The organism is Streptomyces sp. VNUA24 (assembly GCF_029167005.1).
Taxonomy (GTDB): domain Bacteria; phylum Actinomycetota; class Actinomycetes; order Streptomycetales; family Streptomycetaceae; genus Streptomyces; species Streptomyces scabiei.
The window spans coordinates 4,543,464-4,555,845 of sequence record NZ_CP119143.1 but is presented as its reverse complement, the minus strand read 5'-3'; the positions used below and the strand labels follow the sequence as shown (position 1 = coordinate 4,555,845).

The 12,382-nt window shown below is 73.0% G+C and carries 12 protein-coding genes; 6 read left to right on the top strand and 6 right to left on the bottom strand.

The genetic code is table 11. From position 1 onward, the window contains the following. Nucleotides 1-77: 77 nt before the first annotated feature. The gene (locus PYR72_RS19175; protein ID WP_275456474.1) at nucleotides 78-1,526 is read left to right on the top strand and encodes a glycine hydroxymethyltransferase; all 1,449 of its coding nucleotides are present in this window, start codon (nucleotides 78-80) and stop codon (nucleotides 1,524-1,526) included. Nucleotides 1,527-1,544: 18 nt separating this feature from the next. Here the strand turns inward: PYR72_RS19175 and PYR72_RS19170 are convergent, their stop codons facing one another. The 3 genes from PYR72_RS19170 to PYR72_RS19160 all read right to left on the bottom strand — a co-directional run bounded on the left by PYR72_RS19170 (nucleotide 1,545) and on the right by PYR72_RS19160 (nucleotide 3,925). Beyond that, nucleotides 1,545-2,300, bottom strand: a complete 756-nt coding sequence (locus tag PYR72_RS19170; protein WP_275456473.1) for a hypothetical protein — start codon at nucleotides 2,298-2,300, stop codon at nucleotides 1,545-1,547. Between the two features lie 100 nt (nucleotides 2,301-2,400). Further along, nucleotides 2,401-3,312: a hypothetical protein gene (locus PYR72_RS19165; protein ID WP_275456472.1), complete on the bottom strand. Its 912-nt coding sequence runs from the start codon at nucleotides 3,310-3,312 to the stop codon at nucleotides 2,401-2,403. After that, on the bottom strand, nucleotides 3,305-3,925 hold the full coding sequence (locus PYR72_RS19160) for an RNA polymerase sigma factor (RefSeq protein WP_275456471.1): 621 nt from the start codon (nucleotides 3,923-3,925) through the stop codon (nucleotides 3,305-3,307). The genes PYR72_RS19165 and PYR72_RS19160 overlap by 8 nt, the downstream gene beginning before the upstream one ends. A gap of 99 nt (nucleotides 3,926-4,024) precedes the next feature. Here PYR72_RS19160 and trpS point away from each other — a divergent pair, with 99 nt between their 5' ends. Beyond that, entirely contained in the window at nucleotides 4,025-5,092 is a 1,068-nt protein-coding gene (trpS, locus tag PYR72_RS19155) for a tryptophan--tRNA ligase (RefSeq protein WP_343245531.1), read from the top strand. A gap of 219 nt (nucleotides 5,093-5,311) precedes the next feature. Then, nucleotides 5,312-5,911, top strand: a complete 600-nt coding sequence (locus tag PYR72_RS19150; protein WP_275456470.1) for a 2'-5' RNA ligase family protein — start codon at nucleotides 5,312-5,314, stop codon at nucleotides 5,909-5,911. A 60-nt stretch (nucleotides 5,912-5,971) separates the two neighbouring features. On the opposite strand, the gene PYR72_RS19145 is transcribed toward PYR72_RS19150, so the two are convergent. Further along, entirely contained in the window at nucleotides 5,972-6,727 is a 756-nt protein-coding gene (locus PYR72_RS19145) for a decaprenylphospho-beta-D-erythro-pentofuranosid-2-ulose 2-reductase (RefSeq protein ID WP_275456469.1), read from the bottom strand. Nucleotides 6,728-6,780: 53 nt separating this feature from the next. Then, on the bottom strand, nucleotides 6,781-8,268 hold the full coding sequence (locus tag PYR72_RS19140) for an FAD-binding oxidoreductase (RefSeq protein ID WP_275456468.1): 1,488 nt from the start codon (nucleotides 8,266-8,268) through the stop codon (nucleotides 6,781-6,783). Nucleotides 8,269-8,411: 143 nt separating this feature from the next. Here PYR72_RS19140 and PYR72_RS19135 point away from each other — a divergent pair, with 143 nt between their 5' ends. The 3 genes from PYR72_RS19135 (at nucleotide 8,412) to PYR72_RS19125 (ending at nucleotide 10,888) form a co-directional block, all read left to right on the top strand. Beyond that, the gene (locus PYR72_RS19135) at nucleotides 8,412-8,957 is read left to right on the top strand and encodes a phosphatase PAP2 family protein (RefSeq protein WP_275456467.1); all 546 of its coding nucleotides are present in this window, start codon (nucleotides 8,412-8,414) and stop codon (nucleotides 8,955-8,957) included. Further along, complete coding sequence (locus tag PYR72_RS19130) at nucleotides 8,950-9,891, top strand: decaprenyl-phosphate phosphoribosyltransferase (RefSeq protein WP_275456466.1); 942 nt, start codon at nucleotides 8,950-8,952, stop codon at nucleotides 9,889-9,891. The genes PYR72_RS19135 and PYR72_RS19130 overlap by 8 nt, the downstream gene beginning before the upstream one ends. Before the next feature lie 127 nt (nucleotides 9,892-10,018). Then, the gene (locus PYR72_RS19125) at nucleotides 10,019-10,888 is read left to right on the top strand and encodes a YihY/virulence factor BrkB family protein (RefSeq protein WP_275456465.1); all 870 of its coding nucleotides are present in this window, start codon (nucleotides 10,019-10,021) and stop codon (nucleotides 10,886-10,888) included. Between the two features lie 83 nt (nucleotides 10,889-10,971). On the opposite strand, the gene PYR72_RS19120 is transcribed toward PYR72_RS19125, so the two are convergent. Next, nucleotides 10,972-12,261: a D-alanyl-D-alanine carboxypeptidase gene (locus tag PYR72_RS19120; protein ID WP_343245530.1), complete on the bottom strand. Its 1,290-nt coding sequence runs from the start codon at nucleotides 12,259-12,261 to the stop codon at nucleotides 10,972-10,974. Between the last annotated feature and the right edge of the window lie 121 nt (nucleotides 12,262-12,382).

The following is a 12,382-nucleotide window of genomic DNA, read 5'->3' as shown; positions in this document are numbered from 1 at the left end:
GGGAGCGGCCCGGGCAGGATGAGTGCCGTGCGCCTGGGCCGTACCGTGAACGCTGAACGCAACGTCCGGAGGTCCCCATGTCGTCCGAGCCCCTCTCCCACGAATCCACCGCCTTCCGTGCCGCCCTCGACGTGATCCGCGCCGTCGAGCCGCGCGTGGCCGACGCCATCGGCCAGGAGGTCGGCGACCAGCGCGAGATGCTCAAGCTGATCGCCTCCGAGAACTACGCCTCCCCGGCCACCCTCCTGGCCATGGGCAACTGGTTCAGCGACAAGTACGCCGAGGGCACCGTCGGCCGCCGCTTCTACGCCGGCTGCCGCAACGTCGACACCGTCGAGTCCCTCGCCGCCGAGCACGCCAGGGAACTCTTCGGCGCCCGCCACGCCTACGTCCAGCCGCACTCCGGCATCGACGCCAACCTCGTCGCCTTCTGGGCCGTCCTCGCCGACCGTGTCGAGGCCCCCTTCCTGGAGAAGACCGGCGCCCGCCAGGTCAACGACCTCTCCGAGGCCGACTGGGCCGAACTCCGCCAGGCCTTCGGCAACCAGCGCATGCTCGGTATGTCCCTGGACGCCGGCGGCCACCTCACCCACGGCTTCCGCCCCAACATCTCCGGCAAGATGTTCGACCAGCGGTCCTACGGCACCGACCCCGCCACGGGCCTCATCGACTACGAGGCCCTGCGCGCCTCCGCCCGTGACTTCAAGCCGCTGATCATCGTCGCCGGCTACTCCGCCTACCCCCGTCTCGTGAACTTCCGGATCATGCGCGAGATCGCCGACGAGGTCGGCGCCACGCTGATGGTGGACATGGCGCACTTCGCGGGCCTCGTCGCCGGCAAGGTCCTCACCGGCGACTTCGACCCCGTCCCGCACGCCCAGATCGTCACCACGACCACCCACAAGTCGCTGCGCGGCCCGCGCGGCGGCATGGTCCTGTGCGACGACTCCCTCAAGGACCAGGTCGACCGCGGCTGCCCGATGGTCCTCGGCGGCCCCCTCCCGCACGTCATGGCCGCCAAGGCCGTCGCCCTCGCCGAGGCCCGCCGGCCCGCCTTCCAGGACTACGCCCAGCGCATCGTCGACAACTCCCGCGCCCTCGCCGAGGGCCTGACGCGCCGGGGCGCCACCCTGGTCACCGGCGGCACCGACAACCACCTCAACCTGATCGACGTCGCCACCTCCTACGGTCTCACCGGCCGCCAGGCCGAGGCCGCGCTGCTCGACTCCGGCATCGTCACCAACCGCAACGCCATCCCGGCCGACCCGAACGGCGCCTGGTACACCTCCGGCATCCGCATCGGCACGCCCGCGCTGACCACGCGTGGTCTGGGCACCGCCGAGATGGACGAGGTCGCCGGCCTCATCGACCGTGTCCTGACCACCACGGAGCCGGGCACCACCAAGTCGGGCGCCCCCTCCAAGGCCCAGCACGTCCTCGACGCGAAGGTCGCCGACGAGATCTCCCGCCGTGCCACCGACCTCGTCGCCGGCTTCCCGCTGTACCCGGAGATCGACCTCGGCTGACCCCTGCCGCGTGACCGGTCAGACGTCCAGCAGCTCCTGCCGCCGCGGTGGTCCGGACCCGTTCCGGGCCGCCGCGCGGCGCAGCAGGAGCGTGGCGCCCCCGGACCCCAGGACCAGCCCCAGGGCCAGGGCGGGTATCGCCCAGTGGGCCCGGTCTGCCGCAGTCGGTGCGTCCGCCGCGTCCCGTGTGCCGGTGACCGTCCCACCGGAACCGGAACCGGAACCGGAACCGGCACCGGGGTCCGTGAGCGCCTCGGCCGAAGCTGTGTCCTGTCCCGCGTCCGAGGTCTCACCGAGGACCCCGAGACCTCGCAACAGCGCCCGCAGCTCCTCCGACTCCTTCGCCTTGTGCCAGACACCGTCGCCCGAGGCGGCGGTGTCCTGCGCCGTCTGCAGGTCCGTCCGGATCCAGACGTCCTTGGTGTCGGGTGCGGACAGGAACAGCCGGTCCACCCGCCAGGGCGTCACGTCATGGATCATCCACGTCACGGTGACCATGTCGCCCACCTTCTCTCCCCAGGTGTCCTCCGGTCCCCAGTCCGGCGCCTCCTCCCGGCTCCCCTCGAGTGCCGAGCCGGCCGGGGCCAGGAGCCGCTCCAGGAGGTCGTACCGCTTCTCCGTGCCGTACAGCGAGGCCGTCCGCTGACCGGTCGGTGAGACCAGCAGCACGCTGGTCGGCCCACCCGCCACCGAGGGCGGGGCCCCCAGCACAAGCAGGGCCACAGCGAGCAGTAACGCGCCCGTCACCGCCGTCAGTCGTCGCAGTCCGTGCATCCGACACCCCCGATCGATCCCGGTGCGGTCCGTCCGCACTCGCGGTGTCACTCCTGGTACACCGCTCGAAGCCCCGGGGTTCCCACCTCGGCGGGACCGATCAGTCCAGCGACTCCGCGATCTCCCGCGCCCGGTCCTTCGACGCCACGCCCTCCAGCCGCAGCGTGTACGCGTCGCCGTGGACCCACAGCAGGGTGGGCCCCGCCGTGCGCTCGGAACGGGTGAAACGGGAGCCGTCCTCGGAGGTCATCCAGAAGTGCAGGAGGTGCGGGTCCGGGAACCACAGGGCGTCGTAGGAGCCCCCGCCCAGCCGGACCCACTCGACGGCCCGCTCGCCCGCCACGGTCTTGCCGTACTCCGGCGCCAGCCGGGCCGCGTACTCGTCGAGCCGGACGGTGCGGCCCCGCTCCTGCCAGCAGAGGCTGATCACGAAGCGGCCCTTCGGCGCACGCGTCACGGACATCGCGTCCGGGGCGCCCAGCGCACCCGGCACCAGCGGGGCGAACCCCGCCCGCCGCCCTGCCTCGGCGAGCGTGACCGGGTCGGGGCAGCCCGGCGGCCCCGCCCCCGGCGCGGGCGTCGCCGACGGGTCGTACCGCACCTCGACCCCGCCGAAGCCGAACCAGTCACCCACCGCCGCCCGCACCGGCGGGGTGAGGACGAGCACGGTGAGCAGCCCGCACAGCGCGGCCGTCAGCGCGCGCCGGCGTGCCCCGGCCCACCGCCGTACCGCCCGCAGCCGCTCACCGGCGCCCGGTGGCTCGACCACCGGTGCCGGCACCTGCTCGGCGAGTATCTGCCGCAGCACCCGCTCGACCATGGTCTCGTCCCCGTCGGCCCCCGGCCGGTCCAGCGCCCTGCCGAGCGCCCGCAACTCCTCGGGCAGCCGGACGTCACGCCCCACACCGTCCGCGCCACCGCCACGCCCCACGCCACCGCCGCTCTCCGCGCCACCGCCCCCACGCTCACGCTCCCGCTCCTCGCCCCCGGACGGCCGGTCCGGCTCACTCACGTCCCCCACCCCCTCCCGCCTTTCCCAGGGCCTCGCCCGGCTCGAACTCCGGCAGCAGACGGCCCAGCCTGCGCAGCGCCCGGCTCAGCCGGGACTTCACCGTGCCCCGGGGCCAGCCGAGGGCCGCCGCCGTCTCCGGCTCGTCCATCTCCAGCAGATAGCGGTAGGTGACGACCAGCCGGTGCTCCTCGCTCAGCTTCTCCAGCGCGCCCAGCAGCGCCACGCGGCGCTCTATGGCCAGCGCGGCCACCGCCGGATCGGCCGAGGCCGGTATCAGCGGCTCGGCCTCGGCGTACGTCGCCTCGCGGTCGGCCAGGGACCGCTGGCGCCCCGCTGTCCGCACTGTGTTCCTCGTCTCATTGGCCACGATCGACAGCAGCCACGGCCGGAACGCGGAGCCGTCCCGGAAGCGGCCCAGGGAGCAGTACGCCTTGAAGAACGCCTGCTGCACCACGTCCTCCGCGTCCGCACCGGCGCCGAGCGCCCGGGCCGCCCGCAGCGCGATGCCCGTATGGGCGCGCACCAGCTCCGCATACGCCTCCGGCTCCCCGGCGCGCACGCGTGCGATGACCGCGGCCTCATCGACGATGCGGCCCCCCTCCCGCGTTCTCACATCATGGGTACACCGCCCGGACCGGATCGGTTCCCACCCGTGTCACATCTGTTTCCGGTCGGTTCCGGAACGCCCCCCGACACCTGAGAGAATGGGCACATGGCCTCTGACCGCCCACCCGTCGCCCACCACCGCCCTCAGACGGGGCGCTCCGCGCCGCTGCCTGGTTTGCGCGTGCTCTCCGGCATCCAGCCCACCGCCGGCTCGTTCCACCTCGGCAACTACCTCGGCGCCGTCCGCCAGTGGGTGGCCCTGCAGGAGTCCCACGACGCGTTCTACATGGTCGTCGACCTGCACGCGATCACCATCGCCCAGGACCCCGCGGACCTGCGCGCCAACACCCGGCTCGCCGTCGCGCAGCTGCTCGCCGCCGGCCTCGACCCGGAGCGCTGCACCCTCTTCGTCCAGAGCCACGTGCCCGAGCACGCCCAGCTCGCCTGGGTCATGAACTGCCTGACCGGCTTCGGTGAGGCCTCCCGCATGACCCAGTTCAAGGACAAGTCCGCCAAGCAGGGCGCCGACCGCGCGAGCGTCGGCCTCTTCACGTACCCGATCCTCCAGGTCGCGGACATCCTGCTGTACCAGGCGAACGAGGTGCCGGTCGGCGAGGACCAGCGCCAGCACATCGAGCTGACCCGTGACCTCGCCGAGCGCTTCAACGGCCGCTTCGGCGAGACCTTCACGATCCCGAAGCCGTACATCCTGAAGGAGACGGCGAAGATCTACGACCTGCAGGACCCGGCGATCAAGATGAGCAAGTCGGCGTCGACCCCCAAGGGGCTGATCAACCTGCTCGACGACCCGAAGGCCACCGCCAAGAAGGTCAAGAGCGCGGTCACCGACACCGACACCGTGATCCGCTACGACGCCGCCGAGAAGCCGGGCGTCAGCAACCTGCTCAGCATCTACTCGACCCTCACCGGGGCGGGTATCGCGGAACTGGAGCAGAAGTACGCCGGGAAGGGCTACGGTGCGCTCAAGACGGACCTCGCCGAGGTCATGGTCGAGTTCGTGACGCCCTTCCGGGAGCGCACCCAGCAGTATCTGGACGACCCGGAGACGCTCGACTCGATCCTGGCCAAGGGAGCCGAGAAGGCGCGCGCGGTCGCGGCGGAGACGCTCGCCCAGGCGTACGACAGGGTCGGCTTCCTGCCCGCCAAGCACTGAGCCTCAGTGCCGAGCCCCAGCACTGGGCCTCGGCACTGAGCCGCACCACCTCGGCCCCGAGCGCCGACCGCACCACCCGTCGCACCACCGACAGCGCCGCACATCACTCCCGCTGCGCCTGCCCGGAACACCGCCGTGGCCGTACAGTCGATAGCCGGTGCGACGGAGTGCGCCCCGCAGGAACACGACCACCCGCATGACACGACGACAGGAGACGACGTGGGGACCGTAACGATCGGTGTGTCGATCGCGGTCCCGGAGCCCCACGGCAGCCAGCTCCAGCAGCTGCGCGCGGGCTTCGGCGACGCCGCGGCTCACGGCATCCCCACGCATGTCACGCTGCTGCCGCCGACCGAGGTCGAGGCCGGCAGGCTGCCGGCGATCGAGACGCATCTCACCGAGGTCGCGGCGGCCGGCCGGCCCTTCCCGATGCGGCTGTCCGGCACGGGGACGTTCCGGCCGCTGTCACCCGTCGTGTTCGTGCGGATCGTCGAGGGAGCCGAAGCCTGCACCTGGCTGCAGAAGCAGGTCCGGGACGCCTCGGGGCCGGTGGCACGAGAGCTGAACTTCCCCTACCACCCGCACGTCACCGTGGCGCACGGCATCGCCGAGGAGGCGATGGACCGGGCGTTCGAGGAACTCGCAGGGTACGAGGCGCAGTGGCCCTGCACCGGCTTCGCGCTCTACGAGCAGGGCTCCGACGGGGTCTGGCGCAAGCTGCGGGAGTTCGCGTTCGGCGGGTCCGTCGTGCCCTCGCAGGCGGGGGCGCCGGTGGGCGACTCGGTGACGCTGCCGCTCGGAGGGCAGGGCCGGCCCTAGCCCGGTGGACCGGGTCTCCCGGCCCGGAAGTCCGGGGCCGGGAAGCGGCCCGGACAGGATCTACAGCGGCAGGCGGCGGAACACCGTCCTCGGCAGGTGCCGCAGGGCCGCCATCACCACCCGCAGCGAACCCGGGACCCACACCGTTTCCGAGCGTCGGCGCAGACCGAGTTCGATGGCGGTGGCGACCGCCTCCGGGGTCGTCGCGAGGGGGGACTCCGGACGGCCCGCCGTCATCCTCGTGCGGACGAAACCGGGGCGCACGAGCATGACGTGGGCGCCGGTGCCGTGCAGCGCGTCGCCGAGGCCCTGGGTGAAGGTGTCCAGGCCGGCCTTGCTGGAGCCGTAGATGAAGTTGGAGCGGCGGGGGCGCTCGGCGGCGACGGACGACAGGACGACCAGGGAGCCGTGGCCCTGCGCCTGGAGCGCCCGCCCGCACACCAGCGCGGACGAGACGGCGCCCGTGTAGTTGGTCTGGGCGACCCGCGCGGCGGCCACCGGGTCGCGTTCGTCGTCGGCCTGGTCGCCGAGCACGCCGAAGGCGAGGAGGACCATGTCGATGTCGCCCTCGGCGAAGACCTTGCCGAGGACCGCCTCGTGGGACTCGGGGTCGAGCGCGTCGAAGGTGACGGTGTGCGTCTGCGCGCCGAGTCCCCGCAGGTGGGCTGCCGCGTTCTCCAGGTCCTGGGAGGGGCGTCCCGCCAGCCACACCGTGCGGGTGCGGCGGGCGATCAGCCGGCGGGCCGTGGCGAGCGCGATGTCCGACGTGCCGCCGAGGATCAGCAGGGACTGGGGGGTGCCGAAGGCGTCCTTCATGACAGCTCCTGGGTGTGTGGGGGGACAGGGGGTTTCCACGGCGTCCTCGGCGCTCACAGGCCCAGGCGGCGGGCCAGATCCGAGACGAAGACCCCGCCCGGGTCCAACTCCCGGCGCAGTGCCCGGAATTCGGACAGCCGGGGGTACATGGCGGCCAGCAGTTCGGGGCGCAGTCGGGCGTCCTTGGCCAGGTAGACACGGCCGCCGGCGGCCGCGACCTCCTCGTCGAGGGTGTCCAGGAAGGTGCCGAGGCCGGGCAGGCCCGCCGGGATGTCCAGGGCGAGGGTCCAGCCGGGCATCGGGAAGGACAGCCAGCCGGGGTCGCCCTCGCCGAACCGCTTCAGCACGGCGAGGAAGGAGGAGCAGCGGCGCGCCGAGATCCGGCGCACGATCCGGCGCAGTGCCTCCTCGTGGCCGTGTCCGACGACGAACTGGTACTGCACGAAGCCGGACCTGCCGTAGAGCCGGTTCCAGTGCGGGACCCCGTCGAGCGGGTGGAAGAAGGCGGAGACGCGCTGGAGTTCGCCGGTGCGGGAGCGGGGGGCCCGGCGGTACCAGAGGTCGTTGAACAGGCTCATCGCCGTCCGCCCGAGGAGTCCGTCCGGAACATGGGCGGGGGCCGCAGGGAGCCGGCGGGGCCGGAACTCCAGCGGACCGGTGGACGCGTCCGGCCGGAGAGCGCCCCCGCCGGGGAGGAATCCGGTACGCGCGTGCGGGGCCGGCAGCCGCCCCGCACGCGTGCGCGAGGACCGCGGCCCCGGCTGCTCCAGCGCCGACAGGGGCGCGTGGTCGCCGCGGGTGAGGACCGCGCGCCCCGTGGAGGCGCCCCGGGCGAGCAGGTCGATCCAGGCGACGGAGTAGCGGTGGCGGTGGTCGCCGGCCGTCAGGCGGGAGAGCAGGTCGTCGAGGTCGCGGGCGCGTTCGGTGTCGACGGACATCCAGGACGTCTCGACGGGCAGGAGCCGTACGGTCGCGGTGAGGATGACACCGGTCAGGCCCATGCCGCCGGCCGTGGCGTCGAAGAGGGGGGTGCCGGGGACGGCCGTGCGGATCTCCCCGTCCGCCGTCAGCAGCTCCAGCGACAGCACGTGCCGGGCGAACGACCCCGAGACGTGGTGGTTCTTGCCGTGGATGTCGGCCGCGACGGCACCGCCGACGGTCACCTGGCGGGTCCCGGGGGTCACCGGCACGAACCAGCCCAGCGGGAGCAGCACCTCCATCAGCCGGTGCAGCGAGACGCCCGCGTCGCACAGGACCGTGCCGCCGTCCGCGTCGACGGCGTGGACCCGGTCGAGTCCGGTCATGTCGAGGACGGTCCCGCCCGCGTTCTGCGCCGCGTCCCCGTACGCCCGCCCCAGCCCCCGGGCGATCCCCCCGCGCGCCCCGCACGCCCGTACGGCGGCCACGGCCTCGTCGTACGTGCGCGGGCGGACCAGACGGGCGACGGTCGGGGCGGTGCGGCCCCAGCCGGCGACGGGGACGGTGCGGCCGGGGCTGGGGGGCGGGGGAGCCGGAGGGGCCCCGGTGGCGTCGGCTGGCATGCCCGCGACCGTATCGCCGTGTACGCGGAGGAACCGGGCGCGTCGGCGGGGCCGCTCTGCCGCCTCACCGAAATGGGTGATTAATGGGATGTCGTTCTAGATTGCCGCAGCTCCGGGACGGCCACCTAGAAGAGTGGTCTCGCATGGATGAAGTTGACGTCGTCGACGGCGTGCGCGGCCTGGACCGGCGGTTGCTCTCCGGACTGCACGCCCGGGGCGCGGACCCGCGCGTCGCGGCCGCCACGCGCGGACTGTCCCGGGCCGGGGAACACGGCCTGCTCTGGCTCGCGGGCGGGCTGGCGGGCGCCGCCGTCGACCGGGAGCGGCGCGGGGTCTGGCTGCGGGGCACGGCGCTGACCGCCGGGGCGCACCTGGCCAGCATGGGGGTCAAGAGAGTCGTCCGACGGCCCCGCCCCGCGCGCGTGCGGCCCCTGGTCCGCACGGCCGGACGGCACTCCTTCCCCAGCTCGCACGCCAGTTCGGCGGCAGCGGCGGTCGTCGTCGTCGTCTCCCACGGGGCCCCGGGAGCCCGTCTCGTGCTGGCCGCCGCGGCCCCGCTCGCCGCCGCGATGTGCCTGTCCCGGCTGGTGGCCGGGGTGCACTACCCGTCGGACGTGGCGGCGGGCGTCGCCCTCGGGGCGCTCACCGCGCGACTGGGCGCACGCTGGGTGGTGCACGGCCGTGGCTGAGCGCACCGTGCTCCTGGAACGGCGGACGGCACCGGGGCGGCTGCCTCCGAGGACCGGTCTCGCCCTCGGTCTCCTGCGCACCGCCCGCCCCCGCCAATGGATCAAGAACCTCCTGGTCGTCGCGGCGCCCGCGGCCGCCGGGGAACTGTTCACCCCGCGTGCGCTCACCCGGCTCCCGCTCGTCTTCGTCCTCTTCACGGCCTGTGCCGCCGCCGTGTACCTGATCAACGACGCGCGGGACGCCGAGGCCGACCGCGCGCACCCGGTCAAGCGCCACCGCCCGGTCGCCGCCGGACAGGTGCCCGTACCGGTCGCGTACGGCGTCGGCGGCGCCCTGGCCGTCCTCGCGCCCCTGGCCGCCGCGTGGCTCTGCTCGCCGTACACCTGTGCGCTGCTGACCGCGTACCTCGTCCTCCAACTCGCCTACTGCCTCAGCCTCAAGCACGTCCTCGTCGTCGATCTGGCGGTCGTCACGACCGGGTTCCTGATGCGGGCGATGGCCGGCGGGCCGGCGCTGGGCATTCCGCTGTCGCGCTGGTTCCTGATCACCACCGGGTTCGGGGCGCTGTTCATGGTCGCGGCCAAGCGCTACTCGGAGGCCGTGCAGATGGCCGACCGGCCCGGTGCCACCCGGGCGCTGCTCACCGAGTACACGGCCGGATACCTGCGCTTCGTCTGGCAGTTGGCCGCCGGGGTCGCCGTACTCGGCTACTGCCTGTGGGCCATGGAGGAGGGCGGCGTCCCGTCCGCCGGCGTCCTGCCCTGGCGTCAGCTGTCCATGGTCGCCTTCGTCCTGGCCGTGCTGCGCTACGCCGTCTTCGCCGACCGGGGCACGGCCGGCGAGCCCGAGGACGTCGTCCTGCACGACCGCGCCCTCACCCTCATCGCGGCGGTGTGGCTCACCATGTACGGGCTGGCGGTGGCGGACTGGTGACGCGACCGCCCCTGCCCCGCCACCGGGCCCGTGATCGCGCCGGGGGCGGTGGCGGCCGGAGCGGCTGAGCGGGCCGGTACGGGGGTACCCGGCATCGGTCGGCGACGAGTGGGGCAGAGTTCGGATCATGGACTGGCTGAAAAAGCTCCCCGGGGTGGGCCCCCTGGCGGAGCGTCTGATGACCACGCACGCGTGGCGGTCGTACGAGCGGCTGGACCGGGTGAAGTGGACCCGGCTGGCCGCCGCGATGACCTTCATCAGTTTCCTGGCGCTCTTCCCGCTGCTGACCGTGGTCGCCGCCATCGCCGCGGCGACCCTCGGCAAGGACAGGCAGCAGGACCTGGAGGACCGGCTCGCCGAGCAGGTGCCCGGCATCTCCGACCAGCTCGACATCGCCGGCCTCGTCGAGAACGCCGGCACGGTCGGGGTCATCGCCGGCGCGCTGCTGCTGTTCACCGGCATCGGCTGGGTCGGTGAGATGCGCGGCTGTCTGCGCGCGGTCTGGGAGAAGCCGGACCCCGACGAGAACCCCGTCCTAGCCAAGGCCAAGGACACGGGGGTCCTGGTAGGGCTCGGCGGCGCGGTCCTCGTCTCCCTGGCCGCCTCCACCGCCGCCTCCTGGGCCGTCGGGCGGTTCGCCGACGAGCTCGGCATCGACCGCGACGGCTGGGGCGGCATCCTCCTGCGGGTCGCCGCGTTCGCCGTCGCCGTCCTCGCCGACTTCCTGCTCCTCCTCTACGTCCTCACCCTGCTCCCCGGCGTCCACCCGCCCCGGCGCCGCCTCGTCGTGGCCGCCCTCATAGGAGCCGTGGGCTTCGAACTCCTGAAGCTGCTGCTGAGCGGCTATATGCAGGGCATCGCCTCGAAGAGCATGTACGGCGCGTTCGGCGTCCCCATCGCGCTGCTGCTCTGGATCAACTTCACCACCAAGCTGCTGCTGTACTGCGCGGCCTGGACGGCGGAGAGCGGCGAGGAGGCGGTGGAGCCGGCCGACTGAGGGGCGCGGAGGGCACGGGGGCGCGTGCCTTCCCCGAACCCGTCCTCAGCGCACCCGCACCCGCGTACCGCGTCCCGCCCCCTCTACTTCCGCCCCCGCAGAGGCCACTTCCGGTTCACCAGGAACACCGCACCGGCCACCAGCACCAGCACACCGCCCATGATCCCGAGCGCGACCCCGATGCCGCCGCCCCCGCCGGAGGCGCTCGCCGCCACGGACTTGCCACCCGCACCACCGGAGGCGGACGTCGGGGCCGTGGTCCCGGGCCCGGTGGTCGGCTCGGCACTGCCCCCGGAGGTATCCGCGCTCTTGGGCGGCACCAGTTCCCCCACCGGCGTCACCTTGCCCGAAGCCTTGAACCCCCAGTCGAGGAGGCTCGCGGTCTCCTTGTAGACCTGGTTGTGCTCGTTCTTCTCCGGGTGCATGACGGTGACGAGGAGAACCCGGCCGTCCCGTTCGGCGACCCCGGTGAAGGTGGCACCCGCGTTGGTGGTGTTGCCGTTCTTCACACCCGCGATGCCCTGGTAGGAGTCGAGACCACTGTCCCCGGTGAGCAGCCGGTTGGTGTTCTGGATCTCGAAGGACGACCGGCTCTTCTTGCCGTTCTTGCCCTTCTTCGTCTCGCCCGGGAATTTCGCCCGCACGGTCGAGCAGTACTCCCGGAAGTCCTTCTTCTGCAGCCCCGACCTTGCGAACAGGGTCAGGTCGTACGCCGAGGAGACCTGCCCCTTGGCGTCGTAGCCGTCGGGGCTGACGGCGTGCGTGTCGAGGGCCTGGAGCTCCTCGGCGTGCTCGTTCATGTCGGCGACGGTCTGTTTCACACCGCCGTTCATCGCCGACAGGACATGGACCGCGTCATTGCCGGAGCGAAGGAAGACACCGAGCCACAGATCGTGGACGGTGTACTTCTCGTCCTCCTTTATCCCGACCATGCTGGAGCCCGCGCCGATGCCCGCGAGGTCGGCGGGGACCACCTTGTGCTCGTCGTCCTTGTTGAACTTCGGCAGCAGCGTGTCCGCGAACAGCATCTTCAGCGTGCTCGCGGGGGCCAGCCGCCAGTGCGCGTTGTGCGCGGCCAGCACGTCGCCCGACTCGGCGTCCGCGACGATCCAGGAGCGGGCGCTGATGCCCTTGGGCAGCACCGGCGCGTCGCTGCCGAGGACCGCCTGGGTGCCCGGCCTGCCCAACTGCTCGCCGCCGACGGTCGACATGGTCGCCGGGGGAGTCGCGGACGGCGAGGCGCTCGAACTCGGGGACGGCTTCGCCGCGAAGGCCGGGGCGGCCGTCAGGGTCAGCGAGGAGAGGGCGAGGGACAGCAGGGTGGCTGAGGTGACCAGCAGGGGGCGCCTGGCGGTCTTCTGGGAGGCGGGCACGATCGAGAAAGTACATGGCTCCGACCGGTAAATCCCACCGCAGCACGCCGTGGCTCGTTCTCGTCGGCCAGCGCCCCCGCTCGCACCCCGGCGCGAAGACCCCGCGGTCGGCGGCGATACT

Coding starts and splice junctions, on each gene's coding strand:
- PYR72_RS19175 (WP_275456474.1), top strand. CDS start 78: ATGTCGTCCGAGCCCCTCTCCCACGAATCCACCGCCTTCCGTGCCGCC.
- PYR72_RS19170 (WP_275456473.1), bottom strand. CDS start 2,300: ATGCACGGACTGCGACGACTGACGGCGGTGACGGGCGCGTTACTGCTC.
- trpS (WP_343245531.1), top strand. CDS start 4,025: ATGGCCTCTGACCGCCCACCCGTCGCCCACCACCGCCCTCAGACGGGG.
- PYR72_RS19145 (WP_275456469.1), bottom strand. CDS start 6,727: ATGAAGGACGCCTTCGGCACCCCCCAGTCCCTGCTGATCCTCGGCGGC.
- PYR72_RS19140 (WP_275456468.1), bottom strand. CDS start 8,268: ATGCCAGCCGACGCCACCGGGGCCCCTCCGGCTCCCCCGCCCCCCAGC.
- PYR72_RS19135 (WP_275456467.1), top strand. CDS start 8,412: ATGGATGAAGTTGACGTCGTCGACGGCGTGCGCGGCCTGGACCGGCGG.
- PYR72_RS19125 (WP_275456465.1), top strand. CDS start 10,019: ATGGACTGGCTGAAAAAGCTCCCCGGGGTGGGCCCCCTGGCGGAGCGT.